This window comes from Synechococcus sp. CCY9202 (genome assembly GCF_034931685.1).
Taxonomy (GTDB): domain Bacteria; phylum Cyanobacteriota; class Cyanobacteriia; order PCC-6307; family Cyanobiaceae; genus CBW1002.
The window spans coordinates 1-25,245 of the sequence record NZ_JAYGID010000096.1 but is presented as its reverse complement, the minus strand read 5'-3'; the positions used below and the strand labels follow the sequence as shown (position 1 = coordinate 25,245).

Here is a 25,245-nt window from a genome sequence, read left to right as displayed (position 1 = left end):
CTTTATTTTCAGGCCATGATCCTGTCACTCTAGGTCGATCGGTACCTCAACTGTGGAAGCGGAATGGCAACATGTCCGTCCAAGCAGGTTCAGTTCCTAAACTTTGTCTAGGTCACACCCCAACGATTTTTGTTGAGGCGGTGTTGAAATCTGAAAGATGAAACGGTAGCGATACTGAATCATCAATCAGGTGAGACACAACTTTGACACGATCGCGAGGTCGAACTCCTGGGCCATTAGCTCAGGTGGTTAGAGCGCACCCCTGATAAGGGTGAGGTCCCTGGTTCAAGTCCAGGATGGCCCATTCGTGTTTGGGGGTTTAGCTCAGTTGGTAGAGCGCCTGCTTTGCAAGCAGGATGTCAGCGGTTCGAGTCCGCTAACCTCCATTCCACACTGACGAGCGCCCTCACGGAAGCAAAGGAGAGATTTCTTTGGTGTGATCCTGACGTCTTGGTGACGATTCCAGCCTGCTTTCATTCCCTGAGTGGTTGAAAGCATGCTGGATTCCCTGTCCGCAAGGATGGGCATTCAGCAAGAACCTTGACAACTGCATAGGAAAAGTCTGGAAAAGAAAGCATCTCATAGACGCTGACTTTCCGGTTCTCTCTGGTCGCGGCCTCGGCTGCGGCATCCCAGCGAAAGCGAAGGGAAGATTGAGGTGCAAGCCTCAATCTGAGAGAAACAGGAAAGCCAGTGATTCTTGAGTTAGAGCCGAGTACAGCTCGTGTCTTCTACTTGGCATGGCCACAAGCCACCAAGCAGGAGTTTGATTCTGGCTGTCTGAAATCTCTTGATTGAGAGCTTAGACACCGGAAGAATAGCCTTCAACAAGCTAAACGCGAGTTGTAATTATGGTCAAGCTACAAAGGGCTCACGGTGGATACCTTGGCACACAGAGGCGATGAAGGACGTGGTTACCTGCGATAAGTCTCGGGGAGCTGGAAACACGCTTTGATCCGGGAATTTCCGAATGGGGCAACCCCTAGAACGGCCGCCTGAATCCATAGGGCGGCGCGAGCCAACCCAGCGAACTGAAACATCTTAGTAGCTGGAGGAAAGGAAAGTAAAAACGACTCCCTCAGTAGCGGCGAGCGAACGGGGAAGAGCCTAAACCGATGGGTTCGCCCATCGGGGTTGTGGGACAGCAACGTGGACCAGGGACGTTAGAGGAAGCGTTTGAATGGCGCGCCAGAGAGGGTGAAAGCCCCGTACTCGAAAGCGAAACTGGCCTAGCTGTATCCCGAGTAGCACGGAGCACGTGAAATTCCGTGTGAATCCGCGAGGACCACCTCGTAAGGCTAAGTACTCCTGTGTGACCGATAGCGCAACAGTACCGCGAGGGAAAGGTGAAAAGAACCCCGGGAGGGGAGTGAAATAGAACATGAAACCGTGAGCTTACAAGCAATGGGAGTCCTACTCATAGGATGACCGTGTGCCTGTTGAAGAATGAGCCGGCGACTTATAGGCACTGGCAGGTTAAACCGGGAATGGTGGAGCCATAGCGAAAGCGAGTCTGAATAGGGCGATCGTCAGTGTTTATAGACCCGAACCCGGGTGATCTAACCATGGCCAGGATGAAGCTTGGGTGATACCAAGTGGAGGTCCGAACCGACTGATGTTGAAAAATCAGCGGATGAGCTGTGGTTAGGGGTGAAATGCCAATCGAACCCGGAGCTAGCTGGTTCTCCCCGAAATACGTTGAGGCGTAGCGTCTAGTGCTCCAGCAGGGGGGTAAAGCCACCGTTTCGGTGCGGGCTGCGAGAGCGGTACCAAATCGAGACGAACTCTGAATACCCTGTGTGTAACTAGGCAGTCAGACTGTGGGGGATAAGCTCCATGGTCGAAAGGGAAACAGCCCAGACCGCCAGCTAAGGTCCCCAAATCAATGCTGAGTGATAAAGGAGGTGGGATTGCCCAGACAACCAGGAGGTTTGCCTAGAAGCAGCCATCCTCAAAGGAGTGCGTAATAGCTCACTGGTCGAGCGATCCTGCGCCGAAAATGAACGGGGCTAAGCATTGTACCGAAGCTGCGGATTTGAATCGTAAGATTCCGATGGTAGGGGAGCGTTCCATGTGGGGTGAAGCGTTAGCGTAAGCGGGCGTGGACTGCATGGAAGTGAGAATGTCGGCTTGAGTAGCGAAAACATGGGTGAGAATCCCATGCCCCGAAACCCTAAGGGTTCCTCCGGCAGGCTCGTCCGCGGAGGGTTAGTCAGGACCTAAGGCGAGGCCGAAAGGCGTAGTCGATGGACAACAGGTCAACATTCCTGTACCTGTCATGTTTTGGGAAGGGGGACGGAGAAGGCTAGCCCAGCCAGATGTTGGTTACTGGTCCAAGCGTTCGAGGCGTTGAGAGCTGGCGAAAACAGCTTGAGCTGAGGCGTGAGTGCGAGCGGCTACGGCCGCGAAGTGGGTGATGTCAAGCTTCCAAGAAAAGCCCTATACCCGTTAAGGCATGATGGCCTGTACCCGAAACCGACACAGGTGGGGTGGTAGAGAATACCGAGGGGCGCGAGGTAACTCTCTCTAAGGAACTCGGCAAAATGGCCCCGTAACTTCGGGAGAAGGGGTGCCACCGCAAGGTGGTCGCAGTGAAGAGGCCCAGGCGACTGTTTACCAAAAACACAGGTCTCCGCTAAGTCGCAAGACGATGTATGGGGGCTGACGCCTGCCCAGTGCCGGAAGGTTAAGGAAGCTGGTCAGCGCAAGCGAAGCTGGCGACTGAAGCCCCGGTGAACGGCGGCCGTAACTATAACGGTCCTAAGGTAGCGAAATTCCTTGTCGGGTAAGTTCCGACCCGCACGAAAGGCGTAACGATCTGGGCGCTGTCTCGGAGAGAGGCTCGGCGAAATAGAATTGTCTGTGAAGATGCGGACTACGTGCACCCGGACAGAAAGACCCTATGAAGCTTTACTGTAGCTTGGTATTGTGCCCGGGCTCTGAATGCGCAGGATAGGTGGGAGGCTTTGATCCATGGCTTGCGGGTCATGGTGAGCCAACGGTGAGATACCACTCTTTCAGAGCTAGGGTTCTAACGGTCACCCGTCATCCGGGGACCGGACAGTATCAGGTGGGCAGTTTGACTGGGGCGGTCGCCTCCTAAAAGGTAACGGAGGCGCGCAAAGGTTTGCTCAGGCTGGTTGGAAATCAGCCGACGAGTGCAAAAGCAGAAGCAAGCTTGACTGTGAGACCTACAAGTCGAACAGGGACGAAAGTCGGCTTTAGTGATCCGACGGTTCTGAGTGGAAGGGCCGTCGCTCAACGGATAAAAGTTACTCTAGGGATAACAGGCTGATCTCCCCCAAGAGTTCACATCGACGGGGAGGTTTGGCACCTCGATGTCGGCTCATCGCAACCTGGGGCTGAAGTCGGTCCCAAGGGTTGGGCTGTTCGCCCATTAAAGCGGTACGCGAGCTGGGTTCAGAACGTCGTGAGACAGTTCGGTCCATATCCGGTGCACGCGCAGGAACATTGAGAGGATTTCTCCCTAGTACGAGAGGACCGGGAGGAACGCACCTCTGGTGTGCCAGTTATCGTGCCAACGGTAAACGCTGGGTAGCCATGTGCGGAGTGGATAACCGCTGAAAGCATCTAAGTGGGAAGCCCACCTCAAGATGAGTGTTCCCATGGCATAAGCCAGTAAGGTCACGGGAAGAACACCCGTTGATAGGCTCTACGTGGAAGCCGGGTAACCGGTGAAGCGGAGGAGTACTAATAGACCGAGGGCTTGACCATTCCATCCCTTGCCATCCTGACCGGATGACACAGGGATCACGCGCTCAAAGCTTTTGGATCCAGACCGGTTGCTTGTCAACCGCTCCTATGCAGTTCTCAGGGTTCAACCTGGGGGCAAAGACCGGCAAGGGGCCTCAAGAGGCCGTTTGCTTTCCTGGTGTTCATGGCGCTGTGGACCCACTCCGATCCATCTCGAACTCGGTTGTGAAACGCAGCAGCGGCAACGATAGTTGGAGGGTAGCCTCCTGCGAAAATAGCTCGATGCCAGGTCAAACTTTGCTCCACGACGACGCCTCCGATGGCAGCCTGAAGGCTGCGATCGGGGGCGTTTTCGTGTGCCTGGGGATCGATGGCCTCCCCGCTTGACGGCCTCCCCAAGAGCAGCCTCCCCAAGCAGCAGCCTTCCCTAGAGAGAGTCTGCTGACTCAGATGGCTTTGCCTTCAGGGATTCGGAACTGTTAGGGCATCATGATTGATCGGATAGCGTCAAAACGCTTGATGCTTGTGTACGGATGGCAGGGTTGCGGCGGATTTCCCTCACGTTCGCTAATCAGCACTGCATACCCAGCCTCTGCTGCGGCATCCAGTTCGAAGGTGACATCGCTGATGAAAAGGATCCTGCTGGGATCCGTCTGAAGTTCGGTGCAAATGGATCGATAGCTCTCTGCTCTTTGTTTCGCACCTATGCGAGTGTCGAACCAGGCCGAAAACCAAGGGCGCAAATCTCCAAAGCAGCTGTATTGGTAGATGAGTTGCTGTGCACGGACAGAGCCGGAAGAATACACTGCGATTTGTAGTCCCTGATTCTTCCAGTCACGCAGGGCTGGTGGAACATCGGCGTAAATGGGCCCCTGTAAACTCCCGTTGGCATAGCCATGCTCCCAGATCAGTCCTTGAAGCTCCTTGAGAGGGGTGAGTTTGCGATCCTGATGAATCAGCCATTCCAGATAGGGTACGAGCGCATGGTTTCTTGTTGCGTTGAGGCTTGAAGAATTGAATTCACCGGTGAAAGCGCTTCCGGATGTCTGATTGTTGACAATCTCACTAGGGCCAGAGCCAGGGCTGGCAGTAACACTGCCATTGCGATTGCCATTGCCATTGCCATTGTTAGCAATAACAGGTTCTGTTGCCATTCCCGTTCCAGGCTCTGGATCCTTGCCTGATGACTTCCTGCGCAGTTGCACTGCTTCGGGGTCACTCTCCAGGTCCCAGGCTTGCTGCAACTCCTGTACCAGCTCTATGACGGCTGGCTGTTGACCTTGGCTTTTCAGAAAAGATGCGAGGTTGGACCTGGCATAGGGAAACAGCACTTCGCTGACAAAGCTCACCGGGCAGGTGGTCCCTTCAATGTCCAGCAGGATGTGTGTCGTCGTGTCGGGCAAAAGCACGCCAGGGGCTCCGCTGGCTTGGTTGTTGGTGGCGCGATTGGGTTCAGGCATGGTTTGTCTCCATCTGAACGTCGTGTCGCTGTGTGATGGCTGCGTCGGAATGCTCACGGCCGGGCATGGGGGGCATCAGGCTCTGCAGCAGCAGGCGTCGCCACCGCTGTTCGAGAAGAAATTCGAGGATCTCAAGATGGCGCTGGGCCTCGCCCAGATCCCTGCCCCAGGCGTAGAGCCCGTGACCTCCGATCAACAGCCCATGCGGTGCCTGGGCCAGGTGTGGCCGAGCGGCTGAGCTGAGGGACTGCAGGTCCTGATCGTTGGGAAGCACGGGGATGTGAATGGTGGTGGCGTGGGTGCTGACGCCTTGCAGGCCTTTGAGCATCTCCAGGCCGCTGATCGCCAATGCAGCGCAGCCTGATTCCGCCCTCTCCTCCTGGCCCAGAGCCCAGGATGAAAGCAGGGTGGCCGCCTGGGAGTGGGTGTGCAGCACGGCCCCGGCGCCAGCCTCGGCGACGATCGCCAGATGCAGCAGGGTTTCGGCACTGGCTTTGCCGTGTCCGCTGATCACGCGTGCGTTCCCATCGACGAGGATCAACTGTTCGGGCTCTACCGAGCCCTTGTCCACGCCGCTGGGTGCCATCAACAGCTGCAGGGGCTCCTGCTGCCTGACACAACTGAAATTGCCTCCCGTGCCATCGCACCAACCGCGCTGGTGGATGGCAACCATGGCCTCAGTGAGTTGGGTCGCCAGGGACTCCAAACCGGATCGTTCGGAAACTCCATCCATCCAAGCGCGTCGCGGCGCCCGGGTTCACTGCTGGCAGAGCGGGCACCAGTGGCTGCTGCGCCCGGCCAGCTTGTCGCGGCGCAGCATGGTGCCGCAGCGGCGGCAGGGTTCGCCGCCGCGTCGATAGACCCAGGCCACACCGCCATAGTTCCCATTGGTGCCTGTGAGATCACGGAAGTCGCTGAAGGTGGTGCCGCCGGCGCCGATGCTGGCCCGCAAAATCCTCAGCAGGGCCCCATGCAGGCGTTCCAGCTGAGGACGCTTCAGCTCGCCAGCTGGAGTGTGGGGTCTGATGCCGGCTTCGAACAGCGATTCATCGGCATAGATGTTGCCCACTCCGGCCACCAGCCGTTGATCGAGCAGGGCGTTCTTGATGGGCCGTGACGAACCCTGCAGGGCCTGTTGCAGATGGCTGGCTGTGAACTCAGGGCTGAACGGTTCAGGCCCGAGTCGCTGCAGTCCGGTGATCACTTCGGCAGGAGCCTGATCAGGGGGCACCCACCACATCTGCCCGAAGCTGCGGGTGTCGACGAAGCGGAGTTCATGGCCGTGCGGATCAAAGATCCGCACCCGTGTGTGGCGGCAGGGCTCTGCTGACTCTGGAAGCCAGAGGAACTGGCCGGTCATGCGCAGATGCACCCCCCAGGTTCCGGCGCTGACACCCGCTCTGTCCGTCAGGGTCGCCAGCAGGTACTTGCCGCGCCGTTGCCAATGCTGCAGGCTGCAGCCCTGCAGTGCGACACAGAAGAGCTCGGCAGGCTGGGGGTGGGCGATGGTGCGCGCAAGTCGCACCTCAACAGCGGCCACCGTCATGCCGCGGGTCTGCTGCTCCAGGCCTCGGCGGACGGTTTCGACCTCGGGCAGCTCCGGCACGGGCGCTTGGTGGTGATCGGTCTGCGCTGTGACGCAGGGATGGCCTCATCGTGCCACCCAGCGCTCTGCTGGCGGGTTCTTCTGGTGGATGGCTCTGCCTGCCTTGGGCCGCAGGATGGACATCCAGAGCAGTCAGTGTGAGGCGGACACAGTGCCGCGAAACAGTAAAACAGCCTGCCTGGAATTCCAGACAGGCTGACCTTGTTTCAGTTGTGATTGAGGGGTTTGGAGGTGATTCAGGCTGAATGCCCGGCACACGTGCCACCTCCCGCTCCGGGGTCAAGCGGAACGGCTTTGCTGGGCTGACCTGCCCTGAAGACGGATCAGCGCATTGAGGACGCCATGCAGCAAAGGCATCGCCCTGGCACTCAGGCCTTCTCGAGTTCGTACTCGGCGAAGTTGTTGGTGTTGATGCCGCCTTCGGAGCCGCTGTAACCGTTGTAGTTGACTTTCTCGAAGCGCACAATCACGGGATAACGGATCCCGGAGGTGTCGATCGACGCCACGGTGCCGACGTCGTTGAACCAGTAGGACTCAGGGCGCTTGATGCGCACCTTGTCGCCGCGGGAGATGGCCATCGCTGCGCGTGAAGTGGGTGGCTGTCAACGGGACGTTACCCGTGGGCCGTGGCGCTGGCGGAAGCGCGTCACGATTCGTCGCCGTCCTGGGGCCGTGGCACGATCGCCTCTCGCCCCCGTGTTCGTGTCATGGATCCGATCGAGGCTCCCGCGCTCAGCCTCGAGCTTCCGGATCCGGACTCCGACGCGATCAGCACCATGGAATTCCTGGCCCGCCTCGAGGCGGCCTGGCAGGTGTGCGATCGCTTCGACCTGCAGACCGAAATCTGGCGCGGCAGGATCCTCCGGGCGGTCCGCGACCGCGAGAAGCGCGGCGGCGAGGGTCGCGGCACCGGTTTCCTGCAGTGGTTGCGGGAGCAGGAGATCAGCAAGACCCGGGCCTACACCCTCATCCAGCTGGCCGAGTCTGCCGATGGACTGGTGGGTGGCGGCTTGCTGGAGGAGGCCAGTGTCAACCTCTTTTCCAAACGCGCCTTCCTAGAAACGGCCCAGGCGGAGCCGGAGGTACAGCAGATGGTGAGCGAGGCCGCCAATGAGGGGCAGCAGATCACCCGCAAGCAGGTGAAGCGCCTGGCCGACGAATTCACGGCCGCCACCAGCCCCTTGCTGCCTGAGGAGATCCGCCAGCGCACCGCCGAGAATCTGCTGCCGCCCAGGGTGGTGGCTCCGCTGGTCAAGGAGCTGGCCCAGCTGCCCGAGGAGCAGCAGCAGGATCTGCGGCGGGTGCTGCAGGACGAGCCTGAGCTGGATCGGGTCAAGGATGTGACCCTCACGGCCCGCTGGTTGCGCAAGGCTGCGGAGGCCGGATTGGCGGTTCGCGCCTTTCAGCACGACCATCTCGATCTGGAGAAGGCGATGCAGGAGGCGCAGCGCCTCGATGCCCTCGGCCTGCTCGCTGATGCGGTGGGGCAGGCCCAGCAACTGGAGGCGGCGGTGCTCAAGCTCCACACCAGCTGGCGTCGGCTGGGAGGCTTGTACGAGCGCCTCTGGGTGGAAAGCGGCAGCAGCACGCCCCACCTGCGTGAGCTGCTGAATGCGTTGCAGACCCTCAGCGGCAGCACCCTGAGGGTTTCCCTCGGCGAGCTGGCCGGCGGCAAGCGGCTGCGGCTGCAGCTGGTGGAGGAAGCCCCCGATCAACTGCAGCCCCCGCCGTTGCCCTGAGCCGGCACGATTTGACAGCCGCAGGAACGTGTGTTCTGGTGGAACGAAGAGATGGTGTCGTTGTTGTGCCTCAAATCCACCCGGTTCCGTCATCGCATTCAGCCTGTTAGGCCAGATCAGTGGTGCGATCTGGTCGTGCCATCCGGTCCACGCGGCTGCTGTGCGACGCGACCACAGGCGCCGCCCCTCATCGCTTGGATTCCCCAGGTTGTGAGTTCGAGCGAGCACAGTCGGGATGTGGGACCTGCTCTGCTCGCAGCCCTGTCGACGTCAGCTTGGGATCCCCGTGTGTCGTCGCATCGCGAGGCCACCAGGACTTCGACAGCACCTGGCGCTCTGAGGAATGCCGATCGCAGGCTCCGCGCTTCCAGTCCCCCAGCTCCGTCAGCCCCGTTGACCTGAACCCTGCTGTTCAATTGTTGGCCCCGTTCTGACTCTTTATTCTTTTTCTGCATGATTGTTCTCGATTCAGCTCCCAATCCAGCGAATCCCGCAAGCGAAGGCTGCAGCCCAAGCGGCAGTTCCAGCGCCAGCCATAGCGCTAACCCAAACAGCGGCACCAACGGCCAGAGCGATTTTGTGCTGGTGTATCACCGCTCCCCCTACGACGAGCAGATCGACGCCGACGGCACCCGCCACTGGGTGGATCAGACCAGTCCGAATGGAATCATTCCCACCCTGCGGAATCTGTTCAGTGAACAGCCGCGGGGAACCTGGATCGCCTGGCGCAAGGAGGCGGACGAGGGGGTTGTCGTTTCGGATGAGCGTCTGCAGATCCGCGCATCGGTGAATATCACCTTGCGGCGGCTGCCGCTGACCGAGACGCAGATTTCGAGCTTCTATCACGTGACTTCGAAGGAGTCGTTCTGGCCGATCCTTCATTCCTTCCCGGGCTATTTCAGCGTCGATAATTCCGATTGGCAGATTTTTGAGCAGGTGAACGAGTCCTTCGCCAGGGCGGCCTGCGAAGAGGCGGCACCGGGGGCCACGATCTGGGTGCATGACTACAACCTCTGGCTTGCACCGGCGTTCATTCGCCGTCAGCGGCCGGATGTGCGCATTGCCTTCTTCCATCACACGCCTTTCCCCTCGTGTGATGTGTTCAGCATCCTTCCCTGGCGCGACGCCATCGTCGACAGCCTGCTCTGCTGCGACCTCGTGGGCTTCCACATCCCGCGCTACGCCAATAACTTCGCCCATGCGGCCATCTCCCTGCGCGGCGCCACGGCTGGGGCGTCCGTGGCGGTGGAGGACAAGTTCCGGCGGACCGGCAGTGCCCTCGCTGAACCGATGGCCATTCCCTGGCTGGAACATCAGGGCAGGCGCGTGCGTCTGGTCTCCTCACCGGTTGGAACATCACCCGACCTGATCCGGGCCCTGGCTGACAAGCCGGCGGTGCAGGCCACAGCGCGCACGATCGCCGAGCAGCACGAGGGCCGCACCCTGATCCTCTCGGCCTCCCGGGTGGACTACACCAAGGGCAACGAGGAGATGCTGCTCACCTACGAGCGCCTGCTCGAAAACCAGCCCGACTGGCATGGCCGCCTCGAGCTGTTCCTGGCCTGTGTGGCTGCCGCCAGTGGCATGCGTATCTATGACGAGATCCAGCGCTCGGTGGAGGAAGTGGTGGGTCGCATCAATGGCCGCTTCGGCCGGATCGATTGGACACCGGTGCGTTTGTCGACAGTGCGGACCCCTTACGAAGACCTGGTGGCCTGGTTCGGACAGGCCGACATCTGCTGGATCACCCCGCTGCGGGACGGCCTCAACCTGGTGGCCAAGGAATACGTGGCGGCCCGCCGCGGCCAGGCGGGAGTGCTGGTGCTCTCGGAATTCAGCGGTGCCTCGGTGGAGCTGCAGGATGCCCTGCTCACCAACCCGTATTCGCACCGCAGCATGGATGAGGCGATCGCGGCGGCCCTGGTGATGCCAGTTGAGGAGCAGCGCCGCCGCATGGAGGGCATGACCGGCGCCGTGGAGACGTTCACCGTGCAGCACTGGGCCGAAGAGCAGCTGGGCGTTCTGCGGGCCTTGTGACCCGGCCACCTCGCGAGCTCTGGACCCGGCGCTTGGCACTGGGGCTGCTGGCGGCCCTGGTGGTGGCGCTGTTGCTGCCGGTGTCCATCGCCGTGGCCCGGCCCGCGGTCACGATCCGGGTGCTGATGCCGGCGCCCTTCGTCGATGCCACCGCCGCCACGGTGGAGGCCTTCAACCGCAGCCATCCGCGGCTGACCATCGCCGTGACCCGTGGTCCCTTCGAGACCGAATCCGTCTCGGATCTGGCGATCAGCAGCCTGCTGCTGGGCGACAGCCCCTACGACCTGCTGCTGATGGACGTCAGCTGGACGGCCAAGTACGCCGCCGCCGGCTGGTTGTTGCCCCTCGACGATCGGCTCGGTCCCGATCCCCTGGCCGGTGTGGTGTCCGGCGCCCGGCAGGGCAACGTGATCGATGGCCATCTCTGGCGGGTGCCGATGGTGGCCTCGATGGGGCTGCTCTACTGGCGCACCGATCTGATGGAGCGTCCACCCCGGACGCCCGCCGAACTTGTGGCCGTGTCTCAGCAGCTGCAGCAGCAGGGCCGGGTGCGTTGGGGCTTTGTCTGGCAGGGGCGCCAGTACGAGGGCCTGATCTGTGATTTTCTGGAGGTGCTGCACGGCTTTGGCGGCCGCTGGGAGCCGGATCTGACGCCGGGTCTGGGGCTGGAGCAACCCGAGGCGGCAGCAGCGGCGGGCTGGTTGCGGCAGCTGCTCGTCGACGGCATCAGCCCGGCGGCGGTGGCCAATTTCGCTGAACCGGAGACCCTGCAGGCGTTCGAGACCGGCGACGTCGCCTTCATGCGCAACTGGCCCTATGCCTGGAGCGAGCTGCAGAAGCCGGGCAGCCGCGTGGCCGGCAAGGTGGGGGTCACCACCATGGTGGCGCAGCCTGGCCAGTCCCCCGCCGCGACCCAGGGCAGCTGGGGCCTATCGGTGCTGCGCGGCAGCTCCCATCCTGATCAGGCGGTGGAGGTGCTCCAGGCCCTGACTGGAGCCGACAGCCAGCGCCGGTTGGTGAAGGACTGGGGCAACACCCCCACCCTGACGGCCCTGTTTGAGGATCCGGAGCTGCTGGCTGCCTCTCCAACCCTGCCGGAGCAGCTCCGGGCCCTGGAATACGCCGTGCTGCGGCCAATCACACCGGCCTACGCCCAGTTGAGCGACATCCTGCAGCGGCAGCTCAGCGATGTGATCACCGGCGGACTGCCGGCCGCTCAGGCCATGCGGCGGGCGGGCCTGGCCAGCACCCTGCTGCTGGAGTCCACCGGCGGAGAGGGGACGGGGGCATGAGCCGAACGCTGCGCGCCAACCTCGTCACCCTGGCGTTGATCGCCCCGGCGCTGCTGTTGCTGCTGGCGGTGTTCGTCTGGCCGATGGGCTACTACGGCTGGCTGAGTCTGCAGGCCCAGTCGGTGTTCACGGGCCTGGAGCCCGTGCCGGTGGGCCTGGCCAACTGGCAGCGGCTGCTCGGGGACGGCCGCTTCTGGCAGGACGCCGGTCAGACATTGCGCTTCTCCGGCGTTTCCGTGGGACTGGAGCTGCTGCTTGGCCTGGCCATTGCCCTGGTGCTGCATCAGCGCTGGCCGGCACGGGGGGTGGTCAGAAGCCTCACCCTGCTGCCCTGGGCCCTGCCCACCACGGTGATGGCCCTGGGCTGGCGCTGGATCTTCAACGATCCCAACGGGCCGATCAACGGCTTGCTCCAGAGCGTGGGGCTGGCCACGCTGCCCTTTCTGGCGTCTCCCCAGCTCGCCTGGATCGCGGCGGTGGTGGCGGACGTCTGGAAGACGACCCCGTTCGTGGCGCTGGTGTTGCTGGCGGGGTTGCAGATGATTCCCGCCGATCTCTACGAAGCTCTGGCGCTTGAGGGTGGTACCAGTTGGCAGGCCTTGCGGCGCATCACCCTGCCGTTGCTGCGGCCCTACATCTTTCTGGTGCTGCTGTTTCGACTCGCCCAGGCCCTGGGCGTGTTTGATCTGATCGCGGTGCTCACCGGCGGTGGGCCGGCGGGCAGCACCGAGAGCCTGGCGGTGTACGCCTATCTCAATGCCATGCGTTTCCTCGATTTCGGCTACAGCGCCACCGTGATGCTGGGCATGTTCCTGCTGTTGCTGCTTTCTGCCCTTCTGCTGTTGCTGTGGCGGCGAGCCGCCGAGGCCTGAACGCCGCTGATCTCCGCCATGCTGATCTCCGCCATGACGTCTCCCTCTCGTTCCTCGGATCCCATGGCTGGAGGCCCCATGCCCAGAGGTCCTATGGCCAGTGGTGCCGGTTCGATTCCCGCCTCAGCCCTTTTCGGCCGAGTCCTGGCGGTGGGGCTGCTGCTGTTCTGGAGCCTCGGGCCGATGGTCTGGCAGCTCTACACGTCGTTGCGCACTCCCGAAGCCCTGCTGGCGGGCTGGGCCGGGTTGGCCAGCGGCTGGACGCTGGCGAATTACGCCCAGATCCTCACGGGAGATCCTCCCTTCTGGCGCTATCTGCTCAACAGCACCCTGGTGGGCGGTGTCAGCACGCTGCTCACCCTGCTGCTGGCCATCCCCTGTGCCTATGGCCTGGCGCGGCGCTCCGGGGCGCTGCGGCTGGTGATGGGGGGCACTCTGCTGGCCACGGCGGTGTTCCCTTACGTGTTGCTGTTCCTGGCCCTGCTGGAGGTGGCCCGTCACTTCGGGCTCGCCAACAACCTGCTGGCGCTCTGCCTGCCCTATGCGGGGTTGTCCCTGCCCCTGGCGGTGCTGTTGTTGCAGGCGGCCTTTGCTGAGCTGCCCCCGGAACTGGAGGAAAGCGCTGTGCTGGAGGGGCTCAGCCTGTTGCAGCGCCTGCGCTGGATCCTGCTGCCGCTGCTCGGTCCGGCGGTGTTCAGCACGGCACTGCTGGTGTTCCTGTTCAGCTGGAATGAGTTCCCCATCGCCCTCACCTGGCTGAGCCGCAGCGAGCTGCTCACCCTGGCGCCGGCCATGGCCCGCATCGCCGGCTCCTCGGTGTACACCGTGCCCTACGGAGCCTTTGCCGCCGCCACGGTGCTGGGCAGCGTGCCGCTGCTGGTGCTGCTACTGGTGTTCCAGCGCCCGATCGTGGCGGGGCTCACCCAGGGGGCGATCAAGGGATGACGACACCTACTCCGACCACGCCTGCGTCAGTCACGGTGACTGCAGCGACAGCCAGTCCGGCCATGGCTGGCAGCCTGCGGCTTGAGCAGCTGCTGCGGCGGATCGGGACGCGCACGATCGTCGATCATCTCGATCTCACCGTCGCAGGCGGCGATTGCCTGGCGCTGCTGGGCCCCAGTGGATGCGGCAAGAGCAGCATTCTGCGATTGATCGCCGGCCTGGACTGGCCCGATGCGGGGCGGATCCTGCTGGCGGGCCGCGACATCACGACCCTGCCACCGGTGCGGCGCCAAGTGGGCATGGTGTTCCAGAGCTATGCCCTGTATCCGCATCTGAGCGTGGCGCGCAATCTCTCACTCGGGATGGAGATGCGCGGGGTGGCCCGGGCCACGATCGAGCGCGAGCTGGATCGGGTGTTGGCGCTGCTGCAGCTCGAGGAGCTGCGTGGCCGGCGGCCGGCCGATCTGTCGGGCGGGCAGCGGCAGCGGGTCGCCTTGGCCCGGGCTCTACTGCGCAGGCCGCAGGTCTTCCTGCTGGACGAGCCGATGAGCAATCTCGATGCCCAGCTGCGCGAGGAACTGCGGCCCCAGCTGCGCACGATCCTCTGCGGCGGCAGTGCCCCGGTGGTGTACGTGACCCATGACCAGCAGGAGGCGATGGGCATCGCCGATCGGATCGCCGTGCTGCGGGACGGCCGCCTGCAGCAGTGCGGCACCCCTCAGCAGCTCTACGAGCAGCCAGCCAACGCCTTTGTGGCCCGCTTCATTGGACGGCCGGAGATCAATCTGCTTCCCCAGCCCGATGGATCTCTGCTGGGGGTGCGCCCGGAGCATCTCCATCCCGTTGTGGAGGGGGGGATTGCGGCGAGCCTGCTCAGCCGCGAATGGCATGGCGCCAGCCAGCAGCTGCTGCTGTCCACGTCCTACGGACCGTTGCGCTGGGTGTGCAATGGGGACCAGCCGGTGGAGGCTGAGCTGCGCCTGGGCTGGGAGCCCCGGCGGGTCCATCGCTTCGATGGCGGCTCCGGCCTGCGCCTGCCGGACTGAGGGCCTCGCTGGCCTGAGCGTTCCCGTTCCTGCCCCACGATGTCGCCCAGCTCCTCCCGTCGCCGCCGTCAGGCCCCGCCCAGGTCAGCGAGCCGGCTGCCCCACTGGTGGGAAGGCTGCGTGATTTATCAGCTGATGCCGCGCAGCTTCGCTGACGCGACCGGTGATGGCATCGGTGATCTGGCCGGCATCATCGACAAGCTGCCGTACCTCGAGTGGCTCGGGATTGATGCCATCTGGCTGACACCCCCCTATCCGTCTCCCTTGCGGGATGGGGGCTACGACATCACCGATTTCACGGCCATCCATCCGGATCTGGGCAGTCTGGACGACTTCCGGCTGCTGCTGGATCGGGCCCATGGCCGCGGCATCCGCCTGATCCTCGATCTGGTGCTCAATCACACCAGCGTGCTGCACCCCTGGTTTCAGCGGGCCCGCTGGGCGGCCCCGGGCACCCCCGAGCGGGAGTTCTTCGTGTGGCGCGACGATGATCGCGGCTACGCCGACGCCCCGGTGCTGTTCCGCCATTTCGAGTCATCGAACTGGGAATGGGACGCGATGGCGGGCCAGTACTACCTGCATCGCTTCCTGCGTCACCAGCCTGATCTCAACTACGCCAACCCCGCCGTGGAGGAGGCCATGCTGCAGGTGGTCGACTTCTGGCTGGAGCAGGGGGTGGATGGCTTCCGCCTCGATGCGGTGCCCTTTCTGTTCGAGGCCGAGCACAGCCGCTGTGAGGGCCTGCCCGAAACCCATGCCTTCCTGCGGCGCCTGCGCTCCCGGGTGGACGCCTGCGGCCGGGATGTGCTGCTGCTGGCGGAGGCGATCCAGCCGGTGCGCGAATCGGCCCCCTACCTGGCGGATGACGAACTCCATGCCGCCTTCGATTTCGCCCTCACGGCCCATCTGTTTGCCGCCGTAGCGAGTGGCCGCTGCGATGACCTGCTCACCTGCCTCAGCCATGCCCAGGAGATGGTGCCCGGCTGCCGCTGGGCGCTGCCGCTGCGCAACCACGACGAGCTCTGGCTCGGTGATGGTCATCTCGTGGAGCAGAGCGTGATCGAGGCGATCCTTAACGGCTTCCCGGAAGGCCGCGACCACTGGCTCAACTGGGGCATCAACCGCCGGCTCGCCCCCCTCCTCAATGGCGATCCCCGGCCCAACACCCTGCTGCATGGCCTGCTCTACAGCCTGCCCGGCTTGCCCTGCCTCTACTACGGCGATGAGCTGGGTATGGGCGACTGGCCGGGGTTGCGGGACCGTGACGCCAACCGCACGCCGATGGCCTGGACCCGTGCCGCCAACGGCGGCTTTTCGACGGCTCCCGATCCGTTGCTGGTGCTGCCCCCGATCACGGCACCGGGCTTTGACTACCGCATGGTGAACGTGGAGGTGCAGCAACAGCTCTCCGGCTCCCTGCTCAACTGGCACCACCGCATGCTCACCAGCCGGCGGTTGCTGCCGGCCCTGCGCCATGGCGATGTGGTGTGGCTGGAGAGCGGCCATCCCGGCGTGCTCTGCTACGCCCGCCATTGCCCCGAGTGCCAGGACGGGGATGCCCTCCAGCCGTCGATGACCGTGGTGGTGGCGGCGAACGTGTCGTCTGCCGGTGCGTCCACCCAGCTGGATCTGGGGCGTTGGCAGGGCAGCCGCATGCGCGACACCCTCTGGGGCTGCGAATTCCCGGCGGCCAGCGACGCCTGGTTCGTGTATCTGCCCGCCTATGGCTTCTTCTGGTGGCTGGTGGGGGAGTGAGGCAGGCGGCTGGTCCCCAGCCCTATGACCCTGCGTGCACACCCTCCTCGTCCAGCAGCTGTCGCACCGGCTCCTTCAGCCGTTCCGCTTCGGCGGTGTCCACGAAGGCGAGGCGGCAGCGCCGCGCCAGCACGTCCTCAGGGTCGCGCACCCATTCGTGGCGGGCCATGTGGCGCACCTCCGCGGCTGTGAGCGGAATCACGCTGCTGAGCGGTTCCCGTTCCGCGGCATGGGAGGCGCAGGCCAGTACGGCCTCCGCCTCCAGCCCGTGGCTGGCCAGCAGATGGGCGCTCAAGCCGGCGGCCCCGGCTGGACCGAGCTGCTCCTGAAGGGTTTCCGTGAGCCTCTGCCGCAGGGCGGCGAGCCCGGTTGTGGTCTGGGCGGCAGCGGTGGCGCTGCCGACGATCGGCGCGGCCTTGGGGGCCGGCAGGGTCTGACCCAGTTCGGCGGTCACGGCGGCGAGCGCCTCCAGCGCCATCGTGCGGCAGGTGGTCCACTTCCCCCCCAGCACGCTGACCAGTCCGCAGGGCAGGCGCTCGACGCTGTGCTCCCGCACCACGCCGGCGGTGCTGGTGGCGGCCTCATCCGGCAGCAGCAGCGGCCGTCCGCCGGCCCAGCGGCTGCTCACCTGCGGGCTCTGAACCGATGGGAACCAGCGGCGCACATAGTCGAGCAGATAGGCCTCCCCTTCTGGGCTGGGCTGCTCGGCAGCGGCGGCGGGGCAGGCGGTGTCGGTGGTGCCCACCAGCGTGCGCCCGAAGAACGGCAGCATGAACAGGACCCGGCCGTCGTCGGTGGAGGGCACCAGCAGGCCGGTGCCGGCGGGACACAGGGCCTGCTCCAGGACCAGGTGCATGCCGCGACTCACCTGCAGCCGTGATGGCAGATCCGGCGCCGCCAGGCGCCGCACGGCGTCGGCGCCGATGCCGGCGGCATTGACCACCACCCGAGCCTCCACCTGGCAGCGCTGGCCGTCGGCTGCCTCCAGCACCGCGCCGCAGAGCCGGCCGTTCTTCTGCAACAGCTCCACCACCGGCGTGTGGGGCCGCACCAGGGCCCCGTGGCGTGCGGCGGTTCGGGCGATCAGCAGATTCAGCCGCGCATCGTCGAACTGCCCGTCGCTGTAGAGCACGCCGCTGTGGCCAGGTGCCAGATCCGGCAGCAGCCGCTGCACCTCCTTCGCCTGGGCGCAGCGGCTGGCGCCGATCGATTCCCGGCCTGCCAGGAGGTCGTAGAGCCCCAGACCGATGGCGTAGTAGGCCTGTGCCAGTGGTTGACGGGTGGGCAGCAGCAGCTCCAGCCGATGGGCCAGGAAGGGCACGGCCTTGAGCCAGTGGCCCCGTTCCGCCAGGGCTTCGCGCACCAGCCGCAGCTGACGCCGATCCAGGGTGCGGAAGGCCAGCTCCAGGTAGCGCACACCGCCGTGCAGCAACTTGGTGCTGCGGCTGCTGGTGCCGCTGGCGATGTCGCGGGCATCCACGAGGGCCACGGACAGGCCGCGGCGCACGGCCTCCAGGGCGAGGGTGGCTCCGGTGGCGCCGGCCCCGATCACCAGCAGGTCGTAGGGACCGGTCAGCGAACTCGCGTCTGGATCGATGGGCGGACGGTCGCTCGGCATGGGGATGGGGAAGGACGGGATGTCGGGAGACAGCGCGGCTGCGTGGCCGTGGTGAGGGGGCTGCGCTGGCCAGAGCCGTTCGGTGGCTTGCTTCGCTCAGCTCTGATCGTGTTCATGGTCTTGATCTGCCCAGCCCAGGCTGCGGCGTACCGCCTCGTGCCAGCGCTGCCGCCAATGGTGGCGCTGCTCCGGCGTCAACTGCGGCTGGAAGCATCGGGGGGGGGGCTCGCCGGGCACCTGATTCCAGGCCTCCAGTCCCGGCACCACCCCGGCCATCACCCCCGCGAGCAAGGCCACACCGCGGCTGGTGCTCTCCAGGTCTGAGCGGCGGTACACCGTCAGGCCGGTGCTGTCGGCCTGGGCCTGCAGCAGCGGATCGGAAGCCGCCGCACCGCCATCGGCCACCAGGTTCTGCAGGGGGGCGTTCAATGCGTCGCCGGCCAGTTCCACCAGGGTGGCCACCGCCAGGGCAATGCCCTCCAGTGCCGCCCGGGCCACATGGCCGCGGCTGGTGTCGCGACCCAGACCGATCATCAGGCCGCGGGCGAAGGGATCCCAGTGGGGCGTCCCCCAGCCCGTGAAGGCGGGCACCAGCATGAGGCCGCCACTGTCCGGCACGGAGGCCGCCAGGGCATTCACCTCCTCGGTCTGCTGAATCAGGCCGAGGCCATCCCGCAGCCACTGGATCACGGTGCCGGCGTTGAGCAGGCTGCCCTCGAGGCAGTAGGTGGGACTGCTCCCGGCCATGCTCCAGCCCCAGGTGCTGAGCAGGCCCTGGCTGGAGCGGCGGATCTCAGGGCCGGTGTTGCTCACCAGGAAGGCGCCGGTGCCGTAGGTGCACTTGGCGGCGCCGGGCTGCAGGCAGCCCTGGCCCAGGGTTGCCGCCTGCTGGTCTCCCAGCACCGCCTGGACCGGAACCCCCGCGAAGGGCAACCCGGCCGCGATCGTGGTGAAGGCGTCGCCGCTGTGGTGCAGCTCCGGCAGGGCCTCTGGCGGAATTCCCAGCACTGCGCACAGCTCTGGATCCCAGCAGCCCCGTTCCAGGTCCATCAGCAGGGTGCGGCTGGCGTTGCTGCGGTCGGTGGCATGACAGTGGCCGCCGCTGAGGCGCCAGAGCAGCCAGCTGTCCACCGTGCCGAAGCAGAGGTTGCCGTTGGCGGCGGCCGAGGCGGCGGCGGCCTGGTGCTGCAGCAGCCAGACGATCTTGCTGGCACTGAAGTAGGGGTCCACCAGCAGCCCGGTGCGCTGCCTCAGCAGTGTCTCCAGCCCCTCCTGCCTCCAGTGGCTGCAGATCCCGGCGGTGCGCCCGTCCTGCCACACGATCGCCGGCCCCAGCAAGGCGCCGCTCTGGCGCTCCCACAGGAGGGTGGTTTCGCGCTGATTGGCGATGCCGGCCGCCACGACCGCCCGCCGCTGTTCCGGGGTGAGGGCCTGCTCCAGTTGCTGCAGGGCCGTGAGCTGGCTGATCCAGATCTCCTCCCCGTCCTGCTCCACCCAGCCATCGGCGGGGTAGCGACAGGTCAGGGGGGCGCTGCAGCTGAGCAGCCTCTGGCCGCTGGCGGTGTGGAGCGTGGCCCGGGAGCTGGTGGTTCCCTGATCGAGGGTCAGCAGGAGCGGTTCGGCCATGCTGGTGTCACCGTTCGCGTCCCTTGAACCGTGGTAGCGGCGGGACCCTGGGTTCTGCAGGGGATTGATCAGGAATCGATGGGCTTTGCAACGGTCGCTCAGGCACCTCGCTCAGGCCCTGGTTCAGGCCCCTGCCGGAGGGCGGCGGTAGCCTGTGTCACGGCTGAGCGGTGGCGATGGACACCATCCGGGCGGAGACGGCCGCAGGCGCCGCAGGTTCGATCGCTGCAACCGCCGCCGCAACTGCTGAAACGGCCCCGGACCCCCTCACCGCCACCCTGGCGCGTCATTTCGGCTGGTCCAGCTTCAGGCCCGGGCAACGGCCTGTGGTGGAGGCCCTGCTGGCCGGACGCGATTGCCTGGCGGTGTTGCCGACCGGGGGCGGCAAGTCGCTCTGTTATCAGCTGCCGGCCCTGGTCCGAGGTGGCCTGGTGCTGGTCATTTCCCCCCTGGTGGCCCTGATGCAGGACCAGGTCGACCAGTTGCAGCGCCGCGGCATTGCGGCGGCCAGCCTGCACGGTGGAGTCTCCCTGCCGGAGCGGCGGGCACTGCTGCAGCGCTTGCGGGACAACAGGCTCCGGCTGCTCTATCTCGCCCCCGAACGGCTGCAGGGGGAGGCCAGCCGTCAGCTGCTCGATGAGGTGATGGGCACGGGCCGGGTGGTGGCCCTGGCGGTGGACGAGGCCCACTGCATCAGTGCCTGGGGCCACGATTTCCGGCCCGATTACCGCCGGCTGGGCCAGTTGCGGCAGCTCTGTCCCGGCGTTCCCCTGGTGGCCCTCAGTGCCACGGCGGCGCCCCAGGTGCGGGCCGACATCATCCGGCTGCTGCGGCTGCAGCGCCCCTTGATTCAGGTGCGTTCCGCCCGGCGCAACAACCTGGCCTACGCCATGCAGCGTCGCCCGGCCGATCCGTTGCCGCTGCTTCTGGAGGCGGTGCAGCAGGCCCGTGGCGCGGTGCTGATCTATGCCCGCACCCGCCGCTCCGTGGAGCAGTGGGCCGAGCGGCTGACGCTGGCGGGAGTGGAAGCGATCGCGTATCACGCCGGCATGGATCCGGAGAGTCGCCAGCTGGCGCTGGAGCATTTCCAGCGCTCCCCCCAGCCGGTGCTGGTGGCCACCATGGCGTTCGGCATGGGGGTGGATCGGCCCGATGTGGGCCTTGTGCTCCATCTCGATCTGCCCGCCAGTCCGGAGGGCTACCTGCAGGAATCGGGCCGGGCCGGCCGCGACGGTCTGCCAGCCCGCTGTCTGGTGCTGTTTGATCCGATCGATCGCACCAGCCTCGGCTGGGCCATCCGGGCCTCCACCCAGCAGGACCGGGGTGGGGTGTCAGGGTCGGGCCGCGAGCCTGAGGATCAGCGGGCGGAGCTGGCCCAGCGGCAGTTACGCCGCATGGAGGCGGTGGCGGAGGGGGAGGGTTGTCGCGAGCAGGCGTTGCTGATGGCGGTGGGAGAGATCAGCCCTCCCTGCGGCCGCTGTGACAATTGCCTGGAGAAGCCCTCCCGGCAGGATTGGTCGGAGCCGGCGGTGCGTCTACTCGGGGCTCTGCAGGAACGGCGGGGCCGGGATCTGCGCAGCCTGGTGGAAGACCTGGCCGAGGCCCATGGGGAGCCGGAGGACCGGTGGGCCTGGCTGGTGCGGCGGCTGGTGCAGGAGGAGCTGATCCACGAAAGTGACGACGGATCGCAGCGCCTGTGGCTGCGGGTCAGCGGCGAACATTTCCTGCGGGAGCCCTGGCCCCTCCCCTGGGCCGGCTGACGCGGATCGGCGGTTCAGGTCAGATCAGCTGGTGCGGGTCTTGCAAAGGTCGGTGATCAGCTGCTGTTCGAACTCGCTCTGGGGTGGGTCCCAGCTCTTCCACTGCCCCGACTGGCCGGTGGCGTTGAGCCGGCGTGCCGAACAGTTGATGGCCAGGTAGAGCGGCTGTCCCTCGCCATTGAGGCTGGGGGTCACGAAACTGCCGCCCATCGGTTGCCAGTTGGCCCAGTCCACCTGCAACGGCCCGTAGGTGCGCCAGTCCGGTTGGGATGGCTTTGCGGCGGCGGTTGCCGTTGTGGCCTTGGCCTGGATGGGTTGGGCGGCGGCAGGCTTCGCCGGGACTGGTTTCACTGCTGGAGTGGCAGTGGCGACCTGGGCTGCGGGTGCTGGCTGTGCAGCAGGAGCCTGTTGTGCTGCAGCGACAGGTTGTGACGCCGAGACCGGTTTTGCGGTGGCCGTGGAGGCGCTGGTCGTCTGTGGGCTGGTGCTGGCCTGGGAGGCCGGTGGTCTGGGGGCGGCGGCTGGTCGGGGCGCAGCCGGTTTGGGAGCGGGAGCGGCCGTGCCCTTGAGGCGCAGGCGGCTGCCTGCTTCCACGTGGTTGGGATCGGTGATCCGGTTGATGGCCACCAGGTTGGTCAGACTGATGCCATAGCCATCGGCGATCTGCGACAGGCTTTCGCCGCTGCGCACCACGTGTTCGCTGGCCTTGCGGTCATAGGTGCGAGCTGGAGCGGCGGGTTTTGCGGTGGCCTTGGTGACGGGTTTGGCGGGCAACACCAACCTGGTGCCGGCCTCGACCCGATCGGGATCGGCCAGGCGATTGAGTTGCAGCAATCGGCTCACGGAGGTGCCGTGGCGATCGGCGATTTCTGAGAGGGTCTCACCCGGCTGCACGCTGATGCTGCTTCCAGCCGGAGGCGGCGCTGCGCTGCTGGAGCCGCTGCGGCTGGTGGTTGACGACAAGGCCAACCGGCGACCTGCTTCCACATGGTCGGCATTGCGGATGCCGTTGATCTGCATCAACCTGCTCAGGCTCACGCCATGGCGATCCGCGATTTCCGAGAGGCTCTCTCCTGGTTTCACGGTCACGCTGCCGCCACTGGCGGTGCTCGGCCCTGTCGATGGAGCGCTGGGTACGGTCAGCCGCCGGCCAGCTTCCACCTGATCGGCATTGCGGATACCGTTGATCTGCATCAGCCTCGTGAGGCTGATGCCGTGACGGCTGGCGATTTCGGACAGGGTTTCGCCCGGTTTGACCACCACCTCAGCCGCGAGCGACGGCATCGGCAGGGCCAGCGCGAGAACCAGGGCAGCGAGGGGGCGCCGCATGGCTGCACCAGAAACTGGCGGCACCTTAAGGGTCCCACCCGGTTCCGCCCAGTCCCAGGATTGATCACGTCTGCTGATCGTGAGATTGGCGGCTCAGCCTGCGTCTGCCTGCACAGCGCCGATCAGGCCCTATCCCATCAGCCGGCGTAGCCGGGCCAGCTTGTCGCCGTAGGGGGCGTAGCGAGCGGGCAGATCCAGCCAGAACGGACGCCGCAGCACGCTGCGGCGGTGGGAAAAGGTCAGGAAGCCGCTTTCGCCGTGATAGCTGCCCATGCCGCTCGCCCCTACGCCGCCAAAGGGGAGATCGGGGATGCCCGCCTGCAACACCACATCGTTGAAGCACACCCCGCCGGAGCTGCTGCAGGCCAGAATCTTCTCCTGGCTGGCGGAGTCATTGCTGAACAGGTAGAGGGCAAGGGGGCGAGACCGTCGGCGTACCAGGGTGAGAGCCTCCTCCAGATCCTCCACCGAAAGCACGGGCAGGATCGGGCCGAAGATCTCGTCCTGCATCAGCGGATCGTCCGGTCCGTTCACGGCCACCAGGGTGGGCTCGATCCGGCGATTGCCAGCATCGCTGCGGCCCCCCACCAGCACCTGGCCGCGGCTGCGGGCACCCTGCAGCAACGCCTCCAGCCGCTCGAACTGGGTGGCATTGATGATCCGGCCGAGGTCGGGGCTGGCCAGTGGATCGCTGCCATAGAGCTGGGTGATCGCCGCACTGATGCCCTGCAGCAGGGCCTCTCGCACGGGGGCCTGCACCAGCAGGTAGTCAGGGGCGATGCAGGTCTGGCCGGCGTTGAGTCCCTTGCCCCAGGCCAGCCGCCGGGCCGTGATCGCCAGGTCGGCGTTGGCCAGCACGATTGCCGGACTCTTGCCGCCGAGCTCCAGGGTCACCGGCGTGAGGTGCTGGGCTGCGGCGCCCATCACCAGCCGCCCCACCCGTTCGCCGCCGGTGAAGAAGATGTGATCAAAGCGTTCCTGCAGCAGGCGCGCAGCCACCGCGCCATCACCGAGTACCACCTGCACCACGGTGGGATCGAAGGTGTGCTCGATCAGGGTCGCGATCAGGGCCGCCGTCTGGGGAGCGTGCTCGGAGGGCTTGAGCACCACACTGTTGCCGGCGGCCAGGGCGCTCACCAGCGGATGCAGGCAGAGCTGGAATGGATAGTTCCAGGGACCGATGATCAACACACAGCCCAGCGGTTCGGCCTGCCACCAGGCGCGCCCGGGTTTGATCGAAACGGGCGTCGCTACGCGATGGGGGGCCATCCAGCGCCGCAGCTGGCGCTTGCACAGCTTCAGTTCCTGCCGCACGGCCACCAGTTCGAAGAACCCCTCCACGGCGGGTTTGCCCAGATCGGCCGCCAGCGCGTCCAGCACCTCCTCTTCGTGGGTGGCGAGGAGCCGTTCCAGCCGTTCCAGCTGCTGCAGCCGCCAGGTTGCGGGCCGGGTGTCACCCCGCTCCACCGGTTCGCGCATCGAGGCCACGGGCACGGCCAGGGGTGATGGGACCGCGGTGCGGTTGGTCATGGCGGCGCTGGGGAGTGGCGGGAACGGCCCGGCGCGCGGGCGTGCTTCCACGCTGGCAAATCGCTGACGCCGATGCATTCATCGGCCTGCGGCGAGGCACAGCGGCGCAGGGCAGCCGCGCAGGGCAGTTGCATCTGGTCAGAACCCCTGGGGTTGCGGTCACAGCCCTGCAATCCGGGCTTGCTTCCGTAGGGGCGTGCTGGAGGGAGGCCTGGCAGAGCCGGCCTTTCTCCAGGTCCTCCTCACATGTTCACCATGACGACATTCATCACCAGCGCATCCATCACCGGCGCATCCATCGCTGCTCCTTCCACCACCGGCAATGCCTCCGCGCTCCGCCGTGCCCGGTCTCTCCGCTGGCTTGGCCTGGCGGCTGTGGCCACGGCACTGTTCAGCCCACTGGCGGCCACCGCGGCTCCCTGGGACTGGGGCTATGGCCGCCCCGCCCCGCTCCCTCCCGTTCCCCAGCCCAGCCAGCGGTGGGGTGAGACCGCCCAGGTGTATGGCCCTGATCCGGTGGTGGAGCAGGCCCAGCTGGATCAACGTTGCAATGTGGGCCGTCTGGTGGGCGGCCTGGTGGGCGGCGGCGTCGGCTATGCAGCCTCGCGCGACGACGGCCGTACCTGGGCCGTCCCCCTGGGTGCACTGCTGGGGTCCCAGATGGGCTGCCAGGTGGGTAGCGGTCGCGGTCCCACCCTCTGGTGAAGCCGCTCGACAACATCTGCGCGCGCCATCCCTTCGGTTAGGAGTTTGCTGAAAAACCCCGCTTCCTCTGCGAGAATGAGTCAACTGCCCCAGGTTTGATGCGAGGTCAGCAGGAGCGCAGCGGCTCCTTGTTCTCCTACGTCTCGATCGAGGAGCGGATCCCGACCAGTCATCCGCTGCGGCGGATCCGGAAGCTGGCGGATCAGGCCCT

Annotated in this window: 17 protein-coding genes, 2 tRNA genes, 2 rRNA genes and 1 pseudogene; 14 read left to right on the top strand and 8 right to left on the bottom strand. The window is 65.4% G+C overall.

From position 1 onward, the window contains the following. Positions 1 to 230 precede the first annotated feature (230 nt). From VB777_RS12705 to rrf, 4 genes are all read left to right on the top strand, one after another. A tRNA-Ile gene (locus tag VB777_RS12705) sits at positions 231 to 304 on the top strand. A 9-nt stretch (positions 305 to 313) separates the two neighbouring features. Beyond that, positions 314 to 386 (top strand) — tRNA-Ala (locus VB777_RS12700). A gap of 467 nt (positions 387 to 853) precedes the next feature. Then, positions 854 to 3,735, top strand: a 23S ribosomal RNA gene (locus tag VB777_RS12695). Between the two features lie 153 nt (positions 3,736 to 3,888). Next, positions 3,889 to 4,005: ribosomal RNA gene (gene rrf, locus VB777_RS12690) — 5S ribosomal RNA — on the top strand. 188 nt (positions 4,006 to 4,193) lie between these two features. Here the strand turns inward: rrf and mtnC are convergent. The 4 genes from mtnC to VB777_RS12670 form a co-directional block, all read right to left on the bottom strand. Beyond that, complete coding sequence (gene mtnC, locus VB777_RS12685) at positions 4,194 to 5,093, bottom strand: acireductone synthase (protein ID WP_323249397.1); 900 nt, start codon at positions 5,091 to 5,093, stop codon at positions 4,194 to 4,196. Positions 5,094 to 5,166: 73 nt separating this feature from the next. Next, entirely contained in the window at positions 5,167 to 5,907 is a 741-nt protein-coding gene (gene mtnB, locus VB777_RS12680) for a methylthioribulose 1-phosphate dehydratase (RefSeq protein ID WP_323249389.1), read from the bottom strand. A gap of 24 nt (positions 5,908 to 5,931) precedes the next feature. Beyond that, complete coding sequence (locus tag VB777_RS12675) at positions 5,932 to 6,780, bottom strand: DNA-formamidopyrimidine glycosylase (protein ID WP_322757639.1); 849 nt, start codon at positions 6,778 to 6,780, stop codon at positions 5,932 to 5,934. A 368-nt stretch (positions 6,781 to 7,148) separates the two neighbouring features. Then, positions 7,149 to 7,358, bottom strand: coding sequence for a photosystem I reaction center subunit IV (locus tag VB777_RS12670; protein ID WP_197158835.1), 210 nt, complete (start codon positions 7,356 to 7,358; stop codon positions 7,149 to 7,151). A gap of 129 nt (positions 7,359 to 7,487) precedes the next feature. On the opposite strand from VB777_RS12670, the gene VB777_RS12665 reads away from it, so the two are divergent. The 7 genes from VB777_RS12665 (at position 7,488) to VB777_RS12635 (ending at position 16,466) form a co-directional block, all read left to right on the top strand. Beyond that, complete coding sequence (locus tag VB777_RS12665) at positions 7,488 to 8,519, top strand: hypothetical protein (protein WP_323249387.1); 1,032 nt, start codon at positions 7,488 to 7,490, stop codon at positions 8,517 to 8,519. A 453-nt stretch (positions 8,520 to 8,972) separates the two neighbouring features. Beyond that, positions 8,973 to 10,556, top strand: a complete 1,584-nt coding sequence (gene ggpS / locus VB777_RS12660) for a glucosylglycerol-phosphate synthase (RefSeq protein WP_323249385.1) — start codon at positions 8,973 to 8,975, stop codon at positions 10,554 to 10,556. Positions 10,557 to 10,588: 32 nt separating this feature from the next. Beyond that, the gene (locus VB777_RS12655; protein WP_323249383.1) at positions 10,589 to 11,848 is read left to right on the top strand and encodes an ABC transporter substrate-binding protein; all 1,260 of its coding nucleotides are present in this window, start codon (positions 10,589 to 10,591) and stop codon (positions 11,846 to 11,848) included. Continuing rightward, complete coding sequence (locus tag VB777_RS12650) at positions 11,845 to 12,720, top strand: carbohydrate ABC transporter permease (protein WP_197170761.1); 876 nt, start codon at positions 11,845 to 11,847, stop codon at positions 12,718 to 12,720. Before VB777_RS12655 ends, VB777_RS12650 begins: the two co-directional genes overlap by 4 nt. A gap of 183 nt (positions 12,721 to 12,903) precedes the next feature. Beyond that, positions 12,904 to 13,665 (top strand): carbohydrate ABC transporter permease, encoded by a 762-nt coding sequence (locus VB777_RS12645; protein ID WP_416238354.1) that lies wholly within the window; start codon positions 12,904 to 12,906, stop codon positions 13,663 to 13,665. A 62-nt stretch (positions 13,666 to 13,727) separates the two neighbouring features. Then, positions 13,728 to 14,711 carry an ABC transporter ATP-binding protein gene (locus tag VB777_RS12640; protein ID WP_416238353.1) on the top strand — a complete coding sequence of 328 codons (984 nt, stop codon included), beginning with the start codon at positions 13,728 to 13,730 and terminating at the stop codon, positions 14,709 to 14,711. A gap of 135 nt (positions 14,712 to 14,846) precedes the next feature. Then, on the top strand, positions 14,847 to 16,466 hold the full coding sequence (locus tag VB777_RS12635) for an alpha-amylase family protein (RefSeq protein ID WP_323249393.1): 1,620 nt from the start codon (positions 14,847 to 14,849) through the stop codon (positions 16,464 to 16,466). A gap of 22 nt (positions 16,467 to 16,488) precedes the next feature. Here VB777_RS12635 and VB777_RS12630 read toward each other — a convergent pair whose 3' ends face one another. Both VB777_RS12630 and glpK read right to left on the bottom strand, forming a co-directional pair. After that, a complete protein-coding gene (locus tag VB777_RS12630) occupies positions 16,489 to 18,084 on the bottom strand; it encodes a glycerol-3-phosphate dehydrogenase/oxidase (protein WP_322757634.1) in 1,596 nt (531 codons plus the stop codon). Positions 18,085 to 18,180: 96 nt separating this feature from the next. Next, entirely contained in the window at positions 18,181 to 19,710 is a 1,530-nt protein-coding gene (glpK, locus tag VB777_RS12625; protein ID WP_323249379.1) for a glycerol kinase GlpK, read from the bottom strand. A gap of 176 nt (positions 19,711 to 19,886) precedes the next feature. On the opposite strand from glpK, the gene VB777_RS12620 reads away from it, so the two are divergent. Further along, a complete protein-coding gene (locus VB777_RS12620; protein WP_323249391.1) occupies positions 19,887 to 21,470 on the top strand; it encodes an ATP-dependent DNA helicase RecQ in 1,584 nt (527 codons plus the stop codon). Between the two features lie 24 nt (positions 21,471 to 21,494). Here VB777_RS12620 and VB777_RS12615 read toward each other — a convergent pair whose 3' ends face one another. Further along, entirely contained in the window at positions 21,495 to 22,799 is a 1,305-nt protein-coding gene (locus tag VB777_RS12615; protein ID WP_323249378.1) for a LysM peptidoglycan-binding domain-containing protein, read from the bottom strand. Between the two features lie 129 nt (positions 22,800 to 22,928). Continuing rightward, positions 22,929 to 24,329, bottom strand: coding sequence for an aldehyde dehydrogenase family protein (locus tag VB777_RS12610; protein ID WP_323249376.1), 1,401 nt, complete (start codon positions 24,327 to 24,329; stop codon positions 22,929 to 22,931). A 255-nt stretch (positions 24,330 to 24,584) separates the two neighbouring features. Here VB777_RS12610 and VB777_RS12605 point away from each other — a divergent pair, with 255 nt between their 5' ends. Then, a complete protein-coding gene (locus VB777_RS12605) occupies positions 24,585 to 25,034 on the top strand; it encodes a glycine zipper 2TM domain-containing protein (RefSeq protein ID WP_197158846.1) in 450 nt (149 codons plus the stop codon). A 98-nt stretch (positions 25,035 to 25,132) separates the two neighbouring features. Continuing rightward, positions 25,133 to 25,245, top strand: a pseudogene (locus tag VB777_RS12600) (IS5/IS1182 family transposase); the annotation flags it as partial.